This window comes from Psychromonas sp. KJ10-5 (assembly GCF_055808325.1).
The window spans coordinates 2,974,907-2,993,786 of record NZ_CM147864.1; the positions used below are offsets into that span (position 1 = coordinate 2,974,907).

At 39.4% G+C, this 18,880-nt stretch carries 13 protein-coding genes, 2 rRNA genes and 1 pseudogene; 6 read left to right on the top strand and 10 right to left on the bottom strand.

The features are described from left to right. Window positions 1–462: 462 nt before the first annotated feature. From AC0L3W_RS12985 to AC0L3W_RS13005, 5 genes are all read left to right on the top strand, one after another. The gene (locus tag AC0L3W_RS12985; protein ID WP_409440330.1) at window positions 463–3,792 is read left to right on the top strand and encodes an MHYT domain-containing protein; all 3,330 of its coding nucleotides are present in this window, start codon (window positions 463–465) and stop codon (window positions 3,790–3,792) included. 23 nt (window positions 3,793–3,815) lie between these two features. Continuing rightward, on the top strand, window positions 3,816–4,799 hold the full coding sequence (locus tag AC0L3W_RS12990; protein WP_290040915.1) for a response regulator: 984 nt from the start codon (window positions 3,816–3,818) through the stop codon (window positions 4,797–4,799). 161 nt (window positions 4,800–4,960) lie between these two features. Further along, window positions 4,961–5,587, top strand: a complete 627-nt coding sequence (gene gmk, locus AC0L3W_RS12995) for a guanylate kinase (protein ID WP_290040916.1) — start codon at window positions 4,961–4,963, stop codon at window positions 5,585–5,587. 87 nt (window positions 5,588–5,674) lie between these two features. Then, on the top strand, window positions 5,675–5,950 hold the full coding sequence (gene rpoZ / locus AC0L3W_RS13000; protein WP_113819230.1) for a DNA-directed RNA polymerase subunit omega: 276 nt from the start codon (window positions 5,675–5,677) through the stop codon (window positions 5,948–5,950). 231 nt (window positions 5,951–6,181) lie between these two features. Continuing rightward, window positions 6,182–7,162: a calcium/sodium antiporter gene (locus AC0L3W_RS13005; RefSeq protein WP_409440329.1), complete on the top strand. Its 981-nt coding sequence runs from the start codon at window positions 6,182–6,184 to the stop codon at window positions 7,160–7,162. Window positions 7,163–7,213: 51 nt separating this feature from the next. Here AC0L3W_RS13005 and AC0L3W_RS13010 read toward each other — a convergent pair whose 3' ends face one another. The 4 genes and pseudogenes from AC0L3W_RS13010 to AC0L3W_RS13025 all read right to left on the bottom strand — a co-directional run bounded on the left by AC0L3W_RS13010 (window position 7,214) and on the right by AC0L3W_RS13025 (window position 9,997). Beyond that, a complete protein-coding gene (locus tag AC0L3W_RS13010; protein WP_473573446.1) occupies window positions 7,214–7,834 on the bottom strand; it encodes a formate/nitrite transporter family protein in 621 nt (206 codons plus the stop codon). Further along, window positions 7,779–8,798, bottom strand: a pseudogene (locus AC0L3W_RS13015) (FAD-dependent oxidoreductase); the annotation flags it as partial. The pseudogene AC0L3W_RS13015 and the gene AC0L3W_RS13010, both read right to left, overlap by 56 nt. 200 nt (window positions 8,799–8,998) lie before the next feature. Further along, window positions 8,999–9,781, bottom strand: a complete 783-nt coding sequence (locus AC0L3W_RS13020) for an NAD(P)-binding domain-containing protein (protein WP_409440328.1) — start codon at window positions 9,779–9,781, stop codon at window positions 8,999–9,001. A gap of 36 nt (window positions 9,782–9,817) precedes the next feature. Then, window positions 9,818–9,997 (bottom strand): DUF1289 domain-containing protein, encoded by a 180-nt coding sequence (locus AC0L3W_RS13025; protein ID WP_290040922.1) that lies wholly within the window; start codon window positions 9,995–9,997, stop codon window positions 9,818–9,820. 175 nt (window positions 9,998–10,172) lie between these two features. On the opposite strand from AC0L3W_RS13025, the gene AC0L3W_RS13030 reads away from it, so the two are divergent. Further along, the gene (locus AC0L3W_RS13030) at window positions 10,173–10,529 is read left to right on the top strand and encodes a glutaredoxin family protein (RefSeq protein ID WP_290040924.1); all 357 of its coding nucleotides are present in this window, start codon (window positions 10,173–10,175) and stop codon (window positions 10,527–10,529) included. A 121-nt stretch (window positions 10,530–10,650) separates the two neighbouring features. Here AC0L3W_RS13030 and AC0L3W_RS13035 read toward each other — a convergent pair whose 3' ends face one another. From AC0L3W_RS13035 to AC0L3W_RS13060, 6 genes are all read right to left on the bottom strand, one after another. Further along, a complete protein-coding gene (locus AC0L3W_RS13035; protein ID WP_290040926.1) occupies window positions 10,651–11,844 on the bottom strand; it encodes a heme biosynthesis HemY N-terminal domain-containing protein in 1,194 nt (397 codons plus the stop codon). Window positions 11,845–11,849: 5 nt separating this feature from the next. Continuing rightward, complete coding sequence (locus tag AC0L3W_RS13040; RefSeq protein ID WP_290040927.1) at window positions 11,850–12,977, bottom strand: uroporphyrinogen-III C-methyltransferase; 1,128 nt, start codon at window positions 12,975–12,977, stop codon at window positions 11,850–11,852. 40 nt (window positions 12,978–13,017) lie between these two features. Further along, a complete protein-coding gene (locus AC0L3W_RS13045; protein WP_409440327.1) occupies window positions 13,018–13,755 on the bottom strand; it encodes a uroporphyrinogen-III synthase in 738 nt (245 codons plus the stop codon). Continuing rightward, window positions 13,752–14,678: a hydroxymethylbilane synthase gene (gene hemC, locus AC0L3W_RS13050; RefSeq protein WP_409440326.1), complete on the bottom strand. Its 927-nt coding sequence runs from the start codon at window positions 14,676–14,678 to the stop codon at window positions 13,752–13,754. Before hemC ends, AC0L3W_RS13045 begins: the two co-directional genes overlap by 4 nt. Before the next feature lie 792 nt (window positions 14,679–15,470). Next, window positions 15,471–15,586: ribosomal RNA gene (gene rrf / locus AC0L3W_RS13055) — 5S ribosomal RNA — on the bottom strand. A gap of 148 nt (window positions 15,587–15,734) precedes the next feature. After that, window positions 15,735–18,623 (bottom strand): 23S ribosomal RNA (locus tag AC0L3W_RS13060). Between the last annotated feature and the right edge of the window lie 257 nt (window positions 18,624–18,880).

Here is an 18,880-nt window from a genome sequence, read left to right on the forward strand (position 1 = left end):
CTAACCATAGCCTAAGGCTTAATATCTCATTTATCCGTGCACCATCCCGAGAATCACTAAAAACAGCTATATTTACCCTTTCCTCCTAAAAAAAGTATAAATATCGAACAATTTTGTTGAAGTAAGATAATTTAGCCACTACAGTCTAAGTTCAATTGCGCAGTAACAGCATAATTTTAAATAAATAATGAAAAAAAACTTCATTTTTTTATAAATCTGCCGATAACTATCAAGTATGCCTAGTAAGGCTTAATAACAATAATAACAATTGAGCAGAACAATTTATCTCATAGGATGAGGCTAGCAATAAGGAACTAAGGTCGAAAAGCACTAGTATTTTTTCACTTCCCTTCTTAAGCAATGTGATTTATTCCTCATACAACATGATTGTTCAATTAAAAAGAATCAATTTACTTTGATGCTGTAACAGCATATTTTTTATTTAAAATCGGTGCTAATAATATGCCAGAACAGATTACAAACATTTTTCAATATAGTGAATACAACCTATTTGCGCTTTCAACTTATAATCCCTGGTTGATTATTATCTCATTGTGTATTGCGATATTGTCTTCTTACATGGGTTTTCAAATCGCCCATCAAGCATATAATGCAACGCCAGCACGCAAACGAATTTCCATATTAATCGGTAGTATCGCATTAGGAGGTGGCGTTTGGTCAATGCACTTCATCGGCATGATTGCCTTAGAGTTATGCACTGATATTTCATACAATTTAAATATAACTCTATTGTCATTTATCCCATCATTAGCGGCCTCTTGGGTTGCGTTAACCCTGATCACCAATGACCAGATAAGACTAAAGCAATTAATTATTGGTGGTATATTAGTTGGATCTGGCATTGGGGCAATGCATTATATCGGCATGGCAGCGATGGAAATGGCACCACTACTGAGATATAACTTAGGTATTTTTGTGCTATCTATTGTGGTCGCAGTATTACTCGCAATTATCGCTTTATGGGTGAGTTTTGGCTTAGAAAAAAGTAAAAAGTTGCAATATAACAGAAATACTAAAATGGCTATTTCTAGTGTTGTTATGGGGTTTGCTATTGCAGGAATGCATTATACGGGGATGGCCGCAGCACGATTTGTTCTTCCTCCAGGCATCGAACTATCAGGGCAAAGTAGCGATATATCCCTAATACTCGCATTCGGTATTACCACTGTCACTGTAGTGCTCATAATAATTGTATTAGGTACAAACTTACTGTTTCGTTATAAAGATATCTCCACCAGCGCCACTAATAACGAACGCCGCTTGCTAGCAACCATGAATACCGCATTAGATGGCATTATCACCATCGATGCAAAAGGCACCATCATTAGCATCAATAAAGCCGTATCAAGTTTATTATGTTGGTCTGAAGATGAATTAATTGGTCAAAATGTAAAGATGGTAGTACCAGGTTCAGATCAACAACACCATGACCAATATATTTCAAATTACCTCACCTCTCGACAAGCTAAAATCATTGGAAAAGGACGAGAGGTTTCAGTACTCACCAAGCATGGCGAAAAAATTCCTGTCCATTTAGGTATTGGTCATATTGAATTAGATGACCAGAGCATGTTTGTTGCCTTTATTTCTGACTTACGCCAACGTAAAGCGTTAGAGATGACGCTACGAGAAAAAGAAACCAAAATCCGCTCGTTAATCTCTAATATTCCGGGTATTGCTTACCGTTGTTACGACCAAGCACCTTGGTCAAATTTATTTATCAGTGATGAAGTAGTTAATATGTTAGGGCACCCTGCTGAAGACTTTTTAGGTGATGCTCCTAAATATCATCTCAGTGAATTTATACACCCAGAAGATAAAGAACGAGTTATCAACACTGACCTTCATAATCCAGATGGATATCTATTAGAATTTAGAATGATAGATAAGCACAATAAAGTGAAATGGGTACTTTCCCATGGCCGAGCGCTAAAAATAGAACACAGTGATGGATATTATCTCGATGGCTTTATTATGGATATCAGCGATCGAAAAGTAATGGAATCAGCTTTAATAACAGCAAAAGAGACAGCTGAGCAAGCTGCGGCTACCAGAGCAGCATTTTTAGCTAATATGAGTCATGAAATACGCACTCCAATGAATGCAATTATTGGTTTTAGTGATATTTTACTCGATGAAGCATTAAGCAGTCATCAAAGAAAACAAATCTCAACAATCAACCAATCCGCCCGTTCATTATTACATATTTTAAATGATGTACTTGATAGTGCTAAACTAGATAAAGGTAAGTTCCAATTAGAATATCGTGATTTCTATTTAGTAGAAGAGGTCGATTCAGTTGTTTCTACACTTTGGTTACAAGCGCAACGTAAAGGGTTACTCCTAGAATTACAAATTGATGAGCAAGTACAACAATACTTCCACGGCGTACCTGACCGTATAAGACAAGTGCTCACCAACATTATCGGTAATGCGATCAAGTTTACCGAGCAAGGTGGAGTAACTATCAAAATCAATAGTCCACAACCAGATACCTTACACTTCGCTGTCATAGATACCGGTATGGGTATGACAGACACTCAGTTACAAGCAGTCTTTGAAGCCTTCTCTCAAGCAGACGCATCGATGAGTCGCCGCTTTGGTGGAACAGGGTTAGGTACGACTATTAGTAAGCAATTAGTAGAATTAATGGGTGGAACGATCACAGCAAAAAGTGAGCTTAATAAAGGTTCTACTTTTGAATTTACAGTGCCCATTAAAAAAGCTAAGCAATCCAATGCGAGCAAAAAACAAGAACTACACATCGACCTACCGCAATTAAGTGTATTGATTGTCGATGATATAGAGCAGAATATTGATCTATTAAAACTAGTATTAAAACGTAATAAACACGTTGTATCAGTCGCTATCAATGGTGAACAAGCGCTATTGAAGATGAAGAGTGAGCAATTTGATCTGGTACTAATGGATGTGCAAATGCCCGTAATGGATGGATTAACGGCTGCTAAACTGAGACGTCAATACGAGCAAGAGAATGGTCTACCACGATTACCTATTATTGCCCTTACTGCTGGAGTATTACCGCAAGATAAGAGATCAGCATTAGATTCAGGCATGGATGGCTTTACCAATAAACCAATTAATGTGCCGCAATTGTTGAAAGAGATCACACGAGTATTAACCGGTGGAAAAACTCAACTTGTTGAAAGCACACCAATATCCGAAAAACATTTACGCGTAGACCTAGATAAAGGAGTTCAACTATGGGAGTCAAAAACATCCTTATTTAATGAAGTTACGCGATTTTTAGAACAATCTAAAGAGACTATCGATACCCTCCCTGAGTTAGTCAAATCACATCAATGGACTGCATTAGAAGAAGCTGCTCATAAATATAAAGGTGTAACAGGTAACCTAGCATTGAATAGGTTAATGGAAGCGTTCAAAGGCTTGGAAGAAGTAAGTCATAAACAAGTAGAAGAAAAAGCCCTACACTTTTTAGATCAAATAATAGAAGAATTAGAGGCTATCACTGTATGTGCTGATAGAATGTCTTCAGTAACTCATAAAGCGATTGAAATAAGCCCCAAAACCCCCTCTTACGCTGCATTAATAGACCTATTATTAAAGCTTAAAATCAGTGTGGAAAATAATGAGTTTGATGACCAACTACTTGATTCATTAGAAGAATTACAATCAAATCGGGAAAATGAGATCAATGCTATTATAACAGCCTGTAATGACTTCGAGTTTGAAGTCGCATTAAATCATATAGAAGATTTAATTAAATCAATACAGTCACTTAACTAACTTGTTTGACAGAGTAAAATTAAATGCCAAATAGTAAACCTAAATTATTAGTCGTAGATGATGAGCCTATCAACTTAAAGGTATTAAACAACATACTTAAAGACTTATATAAGCTGATTTTTGCAAAAAGTGGGGCAGAAGCACTACGTTTAATTGAAAAAGAAACACCAGACTTAATTCTACTTGACGTCATGATGCCAGAAATGACTGGGTATGATGTTTGTGAACACTTAAAAAAGCAACCCGCTTATAAGTCTATCCCTATTATTTTTGTCACCGCTTTAAACGATGCGATCGATGAAGCCAAGGGGTTAAACTTAGGTGCGGTGGATTACATATTCAAACCAGTCACTCCCGCTGTTGTTAAAGCCAGAGTGAAAACGCATTTATCATTAGTAGACGTCGAAGAACTGAAGAGAACACGCTTACAAGTTATCCAACGTTTAGGCAAAGCGTCAGAATATAAAGATAATGAAACTGGCATGCATATTCTACGAATGAGCCATTACTCAAAAGTGATTTCACTCGCTTATGGACATTCGATGAAAGAAGCTGATGACCTACTGCATGCAGCACCGATGCATGATATCGGTAAAATAGGCATCCCTGATAGGATTATGTTAAAACCAGGCAAACTAACCGATGAAGAGTTTGAAGAGATGAAAAAGCACCCTGAAATTGGTGCAGAAATTCTTGGGGAATCAGATTCAGATTTAATTGATCTAGCCAAAGTGGTTGCCATGACTCACCATGAAAAATGGGATGGCAGTGGTTACCCCAAACAACTCAAGGGAGAGGAAATTCCTATTGTAGGTCGTATTGTGGCACTCGCAGATGTATTTGATGCGTTAACCAGCAAGCGTCCTTACAAGCATGCCTGGCCTGTGGAAGAGGCTGTTGATTTTATAAAATCGCAAAAAGGTATACATTTTGATCCAGACCTTGTTGATCTTTTTGTACAGGAGCTAGATAAAATACTGGAAATCAAAAATAACTGGCAAGATTAAAGGTTTCCAGTTCCTAAAGCACGAGATAAATAGTCATAAAAAGTTTACCAATATAAAAGACATTGACCATAAAATAAGCCATAATTCGCCCCCACTAATCGGGTCGTTCAAAAAACAACCAACACAGCATTCAATTTAAAAATAGCTTCAGGAAATTAATTATGTCCCATGTCGGCACTCTTTATATCGTCTCAGCGCCAAGCGGAGCAGGAAAGTCTAGTTTAATTCAGGCGTTATTAAGCGATCCATCAAACCAACCTTCTCAGGTGTCGATTTCCCATACTACACGCTCACCTCGTCCAGGTGAGGTCAATGGCGAACATTATCATTTCGTTAGTGAAATAGAATTTAAACAGTTAATCGAAGAAAATGCGTTCTTTGAATGGGCAGAAGTATTTGGTAATTACTACGGTACATCACGTGTTGCTATTGAAGAGTCATTAGCTCAAGGTATCGATGTCATGTTAGATATTGACTGGCAAGGTGCTCGACAAGTGCGAGAAGTAATGCCAAATGCAAAAGGTATTTTCATCTTACCACCCAGTCGTGAAGAGCTAGAATTACGTCTTAATAAACGTGGACAGGATAGCCAAGAAATCATCGCTAAACGTATGCAAGAAGCACAATCTGAAATGTCTCACTATAATGAATATGATTATTTAATCGTCAATGACGATTTTGATACCGCGATACAAGAGTTTTCTGCTATTGTACGGGCATTGCGCAGTGAGCAAGAAAAACAAGCAATAAAGCACGTTAAAACAATCAACGCGTTATTAGAAGTATAATCTCTATACTAAGATGCTGGATCAATTGTTATTTAGCACATATAATAACCGCCCCTTTTTTATGTAATTAACTTTTGGAGTTAACCAATGGCACGAGTAACCGTTGAAGATGCAGTAAATGTAGTAGGCAACCGTTTTGATCTAATCTTAATGGCTTCTCGCCGAGCTCGCCAGCTTGCGACACAAGGTAAAACACCTTTAGTTGAACCAGAGAATGATAAGCCAACAGTAATTGCATTACGTGAAATTGAAGAAAACTTAATCACTAATGAATTAATGGATATTCAAGATCGCCAAGAAAAGCATGAGAAGCAAGCTGCTGAATTAGCTGCTGTTGCTGCAATTGCGGAAGGCCGTGGCTAAACCCCACTTGCCTAATGAATATGGAAGAACGCTGAGCATGAGAATGCTCGGCGTTTTTTTTGTACTGCATTAGTTAATCTGTCATGTGATAATAATCCCCCGTTATAATCACTGATTTACGCTTTACCTTATCAGGCCACCGCGTAGATAATCTTGTTATGATCAGATATACACCGTTCACCTTAAACAATTGAATGGTATTAGGATAACTTAACTTCTCAGGAGAATGTTTTGATCACTTTATTAGCGCCAACGGTCGCAATTCTTGTTGGTTTCGTACTGCTTATTTGGAGTGCCGATAAATTTGTATTAGGCGCCTCTAATACAGCCCGTAGTTTTTCGATATCGCCTTTAATTGTGGGCATAGTCATTGTTGGTTTAGGCACGTCAGCACCAGAAATGTTAGTATCATCGATGGCCGCATTTGAAGGCAATACTGGTTTATCAATTGGTAATGCAATTGGCTCTAACATTACTAATATCGGTTTAATGTTGGGGATTACAGCCCTCTTCTATCCGCTACATATCCACTCTAAACTACTAAAACGTGAAATGCCTGTCCTACTAGCAATCATGCTACTCAGTTATTATCTGCTATTTGATCAACAACTAAGTTTTATTGACGGTGTGATATTGCTAGGCTTAATGATTGCAATGCTAGGTTTTACTATATGGGAAGCAAAAAGTAATGGTAAAGACAGCCTACCTCAAGAAATTTTAGATGAGTTACCAGAAGAAATCAGCAAGACTGAAGCTTTAAAATGGTTGGTTTTTGGTATTATTGTATTAATTGCATCGTCTCGTCTCCTTGTTTGGGGCTCAATCGAAGTAGCAGAGTACTTCCAAGTCAGCGATTTAATCATTGGTTTAACCATTGTTGCAATTGGTACTAGCTTGCCTGAGTTAGCAACCACTATTGCTGCGGCACGTAAGAAAGAATTTGACCTAGCTGTTGGCAATATCATTGGCTCTAATATGTTTAATATTTTAGGTGTAATGGCATTACCAGGTTTAATTAGACCTGGTGGTTTTGACTCTGTTGTTATCAGTCGAGATTACCCTGTTATGTTAGGCTTGACGATCGCACTATTGATATTTTCTATTGCATGGCATAAAGGTAAGCAAAGTATTTTAGGGCGTGTAGAAGGCGGTTTATTATTATTAGGTTACATCGCATATATGGTTTGGTTATATATGGATTTAGCTGGATAAATAATAAATGAGGGTAATTAATTCTCTATTAACTACCCTCAATATTATCGCTTAAGCTTGTTTTGCCGGTAATGTTTTAGCATGCGTTACGTACAATGCCATCCCAGTAAAGATTAAACCACCAACAATATTACCTAATGTAACTGGTAATTGATTCCACGTTAACCAATCCATAATAGTAAATTCAGCGCCTAGCATCATACCTAATGGGAATAAGTACATATTCACCACTGCATGCTCAAACACTAAAGCAAAGAAGATAAAGATAGGGAACCACATCGCTAAGGTTTTACCACCTACAGACTTAGGTGTCATTGAACCAACCACACCTAAACACACCATCCAATTACATAAAATGCCTTTCACAAACACAGTGATCCAACCATCGACGCCATGCTCTGCAAAACCTAATGAGCGAGCAGTAGACGCTTTAATAAATGCCTGACCAACGGCGCCAGGTTCAACACTAAAGTTCATGGTAAAAGTTAATGCCACTAAATAAGCAACGGCGACCGCACCAATCAAATTACCTAAAGCAACTAATAACCAGTTACGTAAAATAGCGCTTTTAGTAATGTTTGCACGCTTATCAAATAACACTAACGGAGCCAATGCAAACATAGCTATTACAATTTTCAGTGCGGCCATTAGCATCACCAATACTGCCCACATCAACACCTAACAATTTTAATTTGGCACTCATATCAGCACCGGTAAATGCATTGTCAGTGCCGAGCAATGTATCTACTGCGACTTTTGCCATGCTATAACCTGGTGCAACTAAACCAAAGAACTGACTATTCCAAGAAGCACATTCACCAATGGCAAAGATATTTGGATCAGAGGTAACGCACTGGTCATTAATACTAATACCACCGCGAGGCTCTGTTTCTAAGTCAGTTTGCTTGGCGAGTTTATCCTGTGGTCTGACACCAGTAGAAAAGACAATAAAGTCCACTTCTAACTCAGTGCCATCAGCAAATTTCATGGTATTACGTGCATTTGTACCACTAGCAACAATTCCTTGGGTATTCTTAACGGTATGAACATTTACACCAATACTTTCGATTTTACTACGCAAAATTTGTCCACCTTGCGCATCTAATTGCTCGGCCATTAAGACGGGAGCAAACTCAATAACATGTGTTTCTACACCTAATGCTTTTAGAGCGCCAGCAGCTTCCAAACCTAATAAACCACCGCCAACTACCGCTCCTTTCTTGCTGTTGCGTGCTACTTTTTCAATGGCGTTTAAATCTTCAATGGTACGGTAAACAAAACAATCTTTACTTTCATTGCCTTTAATAGGTGGTGGCCATGACTAGCTTGTCGTAAAAGACTGCACGACCAGTTTGAGAGTGAATAACTTTTTCATCTCTATTAATCGTTAATGCACGTTCACCAACCAACATTTCAATATTATTTTTTTCATAATATCCTGTTTTAACCAGTGATAACTCGTCGGCAGTATGATGAGAGAAATATGAAGAAAGATGTACTCGATCGTATGCAACTCGAGGTTCTTCACAGAAAGCAACAATATCAAAGTTAGCTAACCCTCCCTTATCGATAAGCTCTTCGATAAAACGGTGGCCAACCTACCATTGCCAATGGTGACTAATTTTTGTTTGCTCATAATGTTTCTCTCACCTAATTAATTTAGGTGAAAGATAAGGTAATAGTGACTTTTAAAATTGACGAATATCAAGGTAGGTTTAAATAACCGGTATAACGCTTACATTTAATTTAAAAACGCGATTAACTACAATTTAATTATGGTTAACTTATGATAAGGAGAATCATTACATAGACAAAAAATCTTTTAATATTAATAAATTAGCAAGAAACATCTAAAATATTAGGATAAATGAATTGATAGCCTAATGTGCGTTTAACTTTTTCATTACTAATTACTTTAGTCGCACTATTTTCAGCAATGATATAGTCAGGTTTAGGCAACCCAAGCGACAAGGCCATCTCAGTATAATAGTCTTTCTTTGTTGGGTGATTGTCTGCACAGCCGTTAAAGATCTCTCCCCAAGCCTGTTGCGTTAGTATCGTTTCAATCAATTTAATACAATCCGCTTGATGAATAAGGTTTACTTTTCCGAAGCCATCTTTAATACTTTTCCCAGAAGCAAAGAATCGACCTGGATGGCGTTTTCGGCCAATCAGACCTGCTAAACGAAGTACTGTACACTCAAAGCCAATGTTATCAGTGAAGCATTTTTCTATCTTTCGTAGGTTTGTTTCAGAGGTTAGTTGATCGCTTTCGCTGCATAAACCAGCATCATTGGGGTAAACAGAAGTAGAGCTAATAAATAACACCTGCTGAATTGGGCTTTTTGCAATCTCTTCAGCAAGTTTTTCAAAGGCAGGTAAAGCTTTACAGGTGATATTAATAATTAGTGTTTGAGCTTGTAGAAAGTCTTTTACATTGCCTTGTAGCGCTTCAATATCAATGATATGAGGCGTAACTCTCGTTTTTTTTAATGTACTAACTTTTGTAGGAGTACGTGTTGATAAACCCACCTCATAACCAGCTTGAGCAAGATGATTTGCCAATGGTTCACCTAACCAACCACTGCCTAAAATACTAACTGTTTTATTATTTATCATGTTTTTTACCTTAGCCATTAGCGATTTCTCTAGCGTTTACTCTTGATGGCTGCTTTGCTGGCGACGCGAGCTAATATTGTTAATGATAATCTGTTTTTCACTATCTGATGCCTGTGACCACTCAGTGATCTCAGTTAGACTACGATAACAAGCGGTGCAAATATCTTGGTTATTTAAACAACAACGTCCAACGCAAGGTGAAGCAAGAGCATTCATCTAATATATTTCCTTTATTATAATCATAAGACCTCTGTAAAATGCTTTATAAGCGTTTAATACACATTAAACAGCAAAGTATACTAATGCAATGGTGCCTACCTCTTTGAACGCTTTTATGCCATCCACAGATCAGTTACAATTTTACCTTGTTCATTAACATAAAGAGATAAAAATGAAAATTATTCGTTGGATATTAGGCCGTATCATTTTACTGCTGAACTTTATATTTTCGCCTAAAAAACTGCAAAGAGATGCAGCATCACAACAGAAAGTGGATCAACAAACTAAAAGCTTACAACTATATCAATTCGCTGCTTGCCCTTTCTGTGTCAAAGTCAGAAGAGTAATGCGTAAAAATGCATTAAACATCGAATTAGTGGATGCACAACAACCAGCCAATAGAGCCCTACTGATTGAACAAGGTGGCAAAGGCACAGTACCTTGTTTACGTATTGAAGAAGATAATAAGATCACTTGGATGTATGAGTCGTCAGATATCGTCGCTTACTTAGAAAAAAGGTTTGCTTAATCCCAGTCGACCTATTGTTATATTTAACGATTATAAAGAGTGGAGATTGATATAAGAACAAGTACATTCAAACAACTGCTTTCTTGAGCGCTATTTGAATGTACTTAAATCAAGCTAAACGTTATGTATTAGCTGAAGTTGAAGCAAAAGCCAAACCTTCACGGTAATACTGATTAGCTTGCTCTTGCATCTCTTGCTCTTCCATTAAAGAAGCAATCAACTGATAATCCGTCACATTAGGTAATGTTTTCAAACTTTCACTAAGATGATCTATCGCCGCTTTAGGGTGACTCTCTTTAAGTTTTAAGTGCGCCAATGCTTGATGAACATAATCCGCATGTGCAGATTTCTTTAACTGCTTTTCAAGAAAAGTAATGATTGGATAATGATCCGTTACTTTTATCTTCTGTAAGTAAGGTAATAATGGCAAAGAAAACTGACGTTGTAGTTTATCTAATAGAAACTCTTGCGCCAATTTACCATGGTCATTATCAATAAAAGCTTCTAATACTGCTTTTTGATAAGACAACTCTTTACGCATCCAACGCGCCACATCTTTATGCCAATAATCATTAAGTAATTGACCACTTTCCGCCGCAAGCTGTTGAAACAATTGTTGATGAGCATGTAGCTCTAACTCTGCCACTTGTTCTGCATTCAACGTCAATAATTTACGTTGGCTATTTAACAGGGTAATTAACTTCTGCCATTCATTCATTGCAGGGTACAAGGTAATGTAATGTTCCAGGATTTGCTTATTCTTAGGAAACTGTTGATTTAAGTTAGTTAGAGTCACTAATGCATTTTCGTATTGCTGCGCATCTAGTTGTAATTCGGCCCAAACTAAACCAACAGCAAGTTTAGATTTAGGGTATTCGCTCGCTAACTGTAAATAATCATCACGTTGGTTAAACTCGCCATTTTTATGTGACGCACGTGCAGCCGCAATATAGGTAAGCGCAGGAGACTCACTTCGAACAGCAGATTTGGAAAGCAGCTTTTGCGCATGCTTAGTATTACCTTCTAATAGTGCCAGCATACCTAACAAACTATTTTTTTGTGCTTTACGTGTTTTACGCTGCCCAAACCAACCACGTGTCACACTGCTCATTGAGAGAATTTTTCTTAATAGCCACTCTAGCGCCAATAGTAAGAAGTAAAAAATAATGGCAATAAAAACAGCATTAATAATAGTCGTTTCATAGGTTGTATAACTATCAAATGAAACTAATATATAGCCTTTATGAGCACTCAATTCAGGTGCAAAGATTAATCCTGTGAGTAAGATAATGACAATTGCTATTAATCCAATCATATCAGCTACTCCGCACTTTCAATGGTAAATGATTTGCTAATACGCTGCTTTAAAATATGTGAAAGTAAAGGTGCGCTCTTGAATTGATCAGGATAATCAATGGAGATAGTTTCTTTGCTGAGTTTTTGAATTGCATTGTAAAATTGCTGCGTGCTTTTATCACCCATATCGTAATAAACGGACACCAATTTTAATGCGCCTTGTAACGCTATGTCGTAAATTTCTTGCTGCTCTCGATACACCGCAAATTCAGCTTTCGATAAGTGATTTCTTAAATTCTCACTTAAATACCAAGCTTGTTCTGGCGATAACAAAGCTTCAACAGGCTTGTCACGGTGAGAAATAACGATAAAGCTTTCAATGAAAGAGTCCCAAGAACGATCTAAATTCGCTTCCCAGTCAGAAATATCGGTAGATACTTCTTGTGTATCGGTTTCTTCTGCTTCAGACATGGTCAGGCCAGCAATCATCAGTGTATCGATACGACGCTCTAAGCTTGATAAAGATAAGATAATGCCATCCACATCACGTGAAGGTAATGCTTCTAACATATTAATATCTTCTAATAATGCACGGCGCAACGGATTAAGACTAGGATCACCCATTTCAACAATACGTTGATCTGCAGTGCTTAATAACGCAATAGTGGCATTTAAATCATGCTCTAACCACAACTTACGGCCTGATAAGTTAATTAGATATTCCACTTCTGCTAAAATCCAATCACTTGGATGACGGATATTCGTTTCAGCTACCGCACGGCGTAAAGATTGAATGTCATCATGATATAGTTTACTTTTATTTTGGCTATCTAAAAGCTGAATATTAAGCTGTTCTACTTGAGTCTTAACACTATCGTTCGATGATTTGGTTTGCTGAAGCTGACTATTTAATCGCGCAGTTTGAGAGTCTAATTTATTACTTAATACTTCAATCTGTTCTTGATAAGCAGTGTTTGCGCCTACATTATTTTTATAAAAGTAGTAACCAAACCCTAAAACAAAAAACAATATAATGAACAGAATGAGAATAACAGCTACTAATAGCTTAGAAGATTTTTTGCGCTTTTTTTTCTCAACTTGCACTTCTGGCTCAGTTGGAATTTCTGGAGTTTCAGTATTAGTATCAGTCATAATTTTCCTATTTTAAAACTAATGGGCTATACAGAGGAGATCAGTTATCATGAAAAAAATCTACTATCTGGTTTGTATGTAAACTTGGTAATAATATAATATTTTCCACGCCTAACAATCTAGCTTGATCAGCAACACGTTGACTTGGAACATAAAAAGTTAACTTACATAACCAACTTGTATATTCCTTTGGCACAAGTACAAATAATTGATTTAAAATTTCCACACTGCTGATAATAGCACCATTTATAGATGCTTGTTGCCAATAATTAACTAAATCTATGCCATCTAGATCGAGTTTTACACGTTTATATGTCTGAAAGAAATCGACCTTAGCACCTCGTTTAATTAAAGTGTTTTCGAGTAAATCTCTTCCGCCTTCACCACGAAGGATTAAAATTCGCTTCCCATCTACATTTTGTAATGTATCTAGCGCTAATAAACCTTCACTGTCAAACCGAGATGAAGGGCAAATAACCTGTTGTTTACAGGCCATTTTCAATCTATTTTTCGTTGATTTACCTACTGCAAAATATTGAGTTTTAGGCCAATCACGGTGAATGCTCTGTTCAGCATATTTAACTGCGTTACCACTTACCGCAATCACTGCATCATATTGTGCAGATAAAAAGGCATCTAATCTATGTGGATCATCTAAACCGACTACAGTCAATAACGGTTGGGCAATAGAGAAACAACCAATCTCAGCTAAAGCATCAACAAGTTGTTGAGCATGAGGAGCAAAACGCGTTATCAGCAATCGGTCAGAACAAATCACTTATATACTTCACTTAAAATTTCTTTAGCACCTGCATCTAATAATTGTTGAGCAAGTGCTTCACCTAATTCATGTGCTTTATCTGCATGACCTGTTATCTCTTTACGTATGATGTTTTTACCATCAATACTACCTACTAAACCACGCAAAAATACTTGCTCACCATCTAATAGAGCGAAGCTACCAATTGGCACTTGGCAGCCACCTTCCAATGCTAAATTCATAGCACGTTCAGCAGTTACTCTGATACGAGTCTGTTGATGATTTAATGGTGCTAATAATGCGATTGTTTCTTGGTCATCTAAGCGGCACTCAATACCAACAGCACCTTGACCAACTGCAGGAAGGCTAATCTCAGGCTCAATAAAGCTGGCGATACGATCGTGCATTTCTAAACGCATTAAACCTGAAGCCGCAAGAATAATTGCATCGTATTCACCATCATCTAATTTGCGTAAACGCGTATTCACATTACCACGTAAGTCTTTAATCACTAAATCAGGGCGTAATGATTTAATTTGGCATTGACGACGTAAACTACATGTCCCGACTACAGCACCTTGAGGTAAGTCAGCAATCTTTTTAAACTGATTAGAAACAAGTGCATCGCGAGGATCTTCGCGTTCACAAATAACACTTAACCCTAAACCTTCAGGAAAATCTACAGGCACATCTTTCATAGAGTGCACTGCAATGTCAGCTCTGTTTTCTAACATAGCTACTTCCAATTCTTTAACAAATAGACCCTTACCACCCACTTTCGCTAAAGGTGTGTCAAGAATGATGTCACCTTTAGTTTTCATCGGTAACAATTCAACGGTTAAATCAGCATGATGTTTAAGTAATTCAGCTTTAACAAAGTTAGCTTGCCACATAGCTAAAGGGCTATGACGTGTTGCAATACGAATAATTTTTTTAGACATAAGCGTCTCTCTAATAACAGGATAATTTATGCTATCAAATACAAACTAATGATCCATATAAATATGACTGAAAAGGGAAAAGAGAAGAAAATATTGATAAAGACACAGCATCGATAAGGTCATGCATAATAATTTAGCGGACTAATATCACAAGTAGACAGCTATTTGTAAGTAGAAATAATCATTTAGATAATAAATGCAAATAGTAGCAACATTAATTAAACAAAGCTTAATATCAGGGCGAAGGGATAATTAACTGACAGGTTAGTGTTACGAGCGAAAAAACTCTGATATTCCTTTTTTAGCCTGCTTGTTTTAGGTTTTGATATTGATGCATTCAATGTCATATAGATTCGCTTTGTTCATAGCTGTTAATCGATGTCTGCGATAACTGTCAGCCTAAAAAAAGGAGTGCAGAGCTTACCCGCTCGTGAGCCCTGCCTATCGGTAAACTCACCCTACTTTCAGCGTAGCTCATCATAAATCAACAGACATGAAAAAAACCCTGTCGATGTTAATCGACAGGGTTCGTTTAATGAGGCGCTTGACGATGAAAAGTCGTCGCAGCGCTTCTCCGCTAGTGGACCATCGCTGTCGCGGATCCACCAGGGCACGCCGAGCTTAGCCCGCTCATAAACCGATACTGGCGTATCATTCGCCCCTAGCTATCACACATAAGGCCAGCCACTCCGTGGCACTTTATTTACCCCATGCTCAAGTCGCTATAAAACCAACAGCCAATAACGAAAAAATCCCTGCTGACATAGTCAACAGGGATTGTTCGAATTAGGCGCTTGGCGATGACCTACTTTCACATGGGGAGACCCCACACTATCATCGGCGCAGCTGCGTTTCACTTCTGAGTTCGGCAAGGGATCAGGTGGTACCACAGCGCTATGGCCGCCAAGCATAAAATTTAATTAGGAAAGTGATAATCTAATGTTCTTTAGTCGTTCTGTATAATCGTAGCAGTTATGTAAATACGCTATCACAAGCGTTATATTTTAATGTCTTCTTTGACTCTCTTGGTTAACAGCAACACTACTTAGGTGTTGTATGGTTAAGCCTCACGGGTAATTAGTACAAGTTAGCTCAATACGTTACCGCACTTACACACCTTGCCTATCAACGTTGTAGTCTCCAACGGCCCTTTAGGGAACTTAAAGTTCCAGTGAGAACTCATCTTGAGGCTCGCTTCCCGCTTAGATGCTTTCAGCGGTTATCGATTCCGAACGTAGCTACCGGGCAATGCTATTGGCATAACAACCCGAACACCAGCGGTTCGTCCACTCCGGTCCTCTCGTACTAGGAGCAGCTCCTCTCAATTCTCAAACGCCCACGGCAGATAGGGACCGAACTGTCTCACGACGTTCTAAACCCAGCTCGCGTACCACTTTAAATGGCGAACAGCCATACCCTTGGGACCGACTTCAGCCCCAGGATGTGATGAGCCGACATCGAGGTGCCAAACACCGCCGTCGATATGAACTCTTGGGCGGTATCAGCCTGTTATCCCCGGAGTACCTTTTATCCGTTGAGCGATGGCCCTTCCATTCAGAACCACCGGATCACTATGACCTACTTTCGTACCTGCTCGACGTGTCTGTCTCGCAGTTAAGCTGGCTTATACCATTGTACTAACCTCACGATGTCCGACCGTGATTAGCCAACCTTCGTACTCCTCCGTTACTCTTTGGGAGGAGACCGCCCCAGTCAAACTACCCACCAAACAGTGTCCCAAACCCCGATTCAGGGGCCATGGTTAGAACTCAAAACATACAAGGGTGGTATTTCAAGGTTGGCTCCACCGCATCTGGCGACGCGGTTTCAAAGCCTCCCACCTATCCTACACATGTAGGCTCTAAGTTCACTGCTAAGCTATAGTAAAGGTTCACGGGGTCTTTCCGTCTAGCCGCGGGTACACAGCATCTTCACTGCGATTTCAACTTCACTGAGTCTCGGGTGGAGACAGCATGGCCATCATTACGCCATTCGTGCAGGTCGGAACTTACCCGACAAGGAATTTCGCTACCTTAGGACCGTTATAGTTACGGCCGCCGTTTACCGGGGCTTCGATCAATAGCTTCGACCTAAGTCTAACCACATCAATTAACCTTCCGGCACCGGGCAGGCGTCACACCCTATACGTCATCTTACGATTTAGCAGAGTGCTGTGTTTTTAATAAACAGTTGCAGCCATCTGGTATCTTCGGCCCCCAACAGCTTAGAGAGCAAGTCTCATCACCGTCAAGGGCGTACCTTCTCCCGAAGTTACGGTACCATTTTGCCTAGTTCCTTCACCCGAGTTCTCTCAAGCGCCTTGGTATTCTCTACCTGACCACCTGTGTCGGTTTGGGGTACGATCCTTATATTTCTGAAGCTTAGAGACTTTTCCTGGAAGTATGGCATCAATGACTTCACTACCTTAGTAGCTCGACATCGAGTCTCAGCGTTAATAGAAATCCGGATTTACCTAAATCTCCCGCCTACACTCTTGAACCTGGACAACCATCGCCAGGCCCACCTAGCCTTCTCCGTCCTCCCATCGCAAAATATAAGGGTACGGGAATATTAACCCGTTTCCCATCGACTACGCCTTTCGGCCTCGCCTTAGGGGTCGACTCACCCTGCCCCGATTAACGTTGGACAGGAACCCTTGGTCTTCCGGCGGGGAGGTTTTTCACCCCCCTTATCGTTACTCATGTCAACATTCGCACTTCTGATACCTCCAGGATGGTTTACACCTTTCCCTTCGACGGCTTACAGAACGCTCCTCTACCACGCGTATAAATACGCGTCCGCAGCTTCGGTGATATGTTTAGCCCCGTTAAATCTTCCGCGCAGGCCGACTCGACTAGTGAGCTATTACGCTTTCTTTAAAAGATGGCTGCTTCTAAGCCAACTTCCTAGCTGTCTAAGCCTTCCCACATCGTTTCCCACTTAACATATACTTTGGGACCTTAGCTGGCGGTCTGGGTTGTTTCCCTTTCCACGACGGACGTTAGCACCCGCCGTGTGTCTCCCATGATTGCACTTGTTGGTATTCGGAGTTTGCAAAGGGTTGGTAAGTCGGGATGACCCCCTAGCCTTAACAGTGCTCTACCCCCAACAGTGATACATGAGGCGCTACCTAAATAGCTTTCGAGGAGAACCAGCTATCTCTTGGTTTGATTGGCCTTTCACCCCCAGCCACAAGTCATCCCCTAATTTTTCAACATTAGTGGGTTCGGTCCTCCAATTGATGTTACTCAATCTTCAACCTGCTCATGGCTAGATCACCAAGTTTCGGGTCTAATCCCAGCAACTATTCGCCCAGTTAAGACTCGGTTTCCCTACGGCTCCCCTAAATGGTTAACCTTGCTACTGAAATTAAGTCGTTGACCCATTATACAAAAGGTACGCAGTCACGGAATAAATCCGCTCCTACTGCTTGTACGTACACGGTTTCAGGTTCTATTTCACTCCCCTCACAGGGGTTCTTTTCGCCTTTCCCTCACGGTACTGGTTCACTATCGGTCAATTAGGAGTATTTAGCCTTGGAGGATGGTCCCCCCATATTCAATCAGGATTTCTCGTGTCCCGACTTACTCGTTTTCACTGTAAAGAAGTTTTTGTGTACGGGACTATCACCCTGTACCGTGGCACTTTCCAGAGCCTTCCACTAACTTTTAAACAGCTTAAGGGCTGTTCCGATTTCGCTCGCCGCTACTTTCGGAATCTCGGTTGATTTCTTTTCCTAAGGGTACTTAGATGTTTCAGTTCCCCTCGTTTGCTTCGCTATGCTATGTATTCACATAACGATGACACTAAGTGCCGGGTTGCCCCATTCGGAAATTCCAGGATATAACGCTTGTTATCAACTCCCCTGGACTTATCGCAGATTACCACGTCCTTCATCGCCTCTAATTGCCTAGGCATCCACCGTGCACGCTTATTCACTTAACCATACAACACCTAAGAAGTGTCATTAAGCAATTTATATGATGTTAAAAACATCCTAAATTGCATAAATACGCAACTGGGTTGCTGTATGTTGTTTCCAAGACGCTTGCGACTCTCATATTTACATATGAAAAACGTTTACGTTTTTCGTGCACCTAACACTCAAAGAGTGTGTAGATACGTACTCATTACATTTGCATGTAATGTGCATTTTATTTTTGCTTGATTACAATACTAAAACCGAGGTTTTAATATTGAGA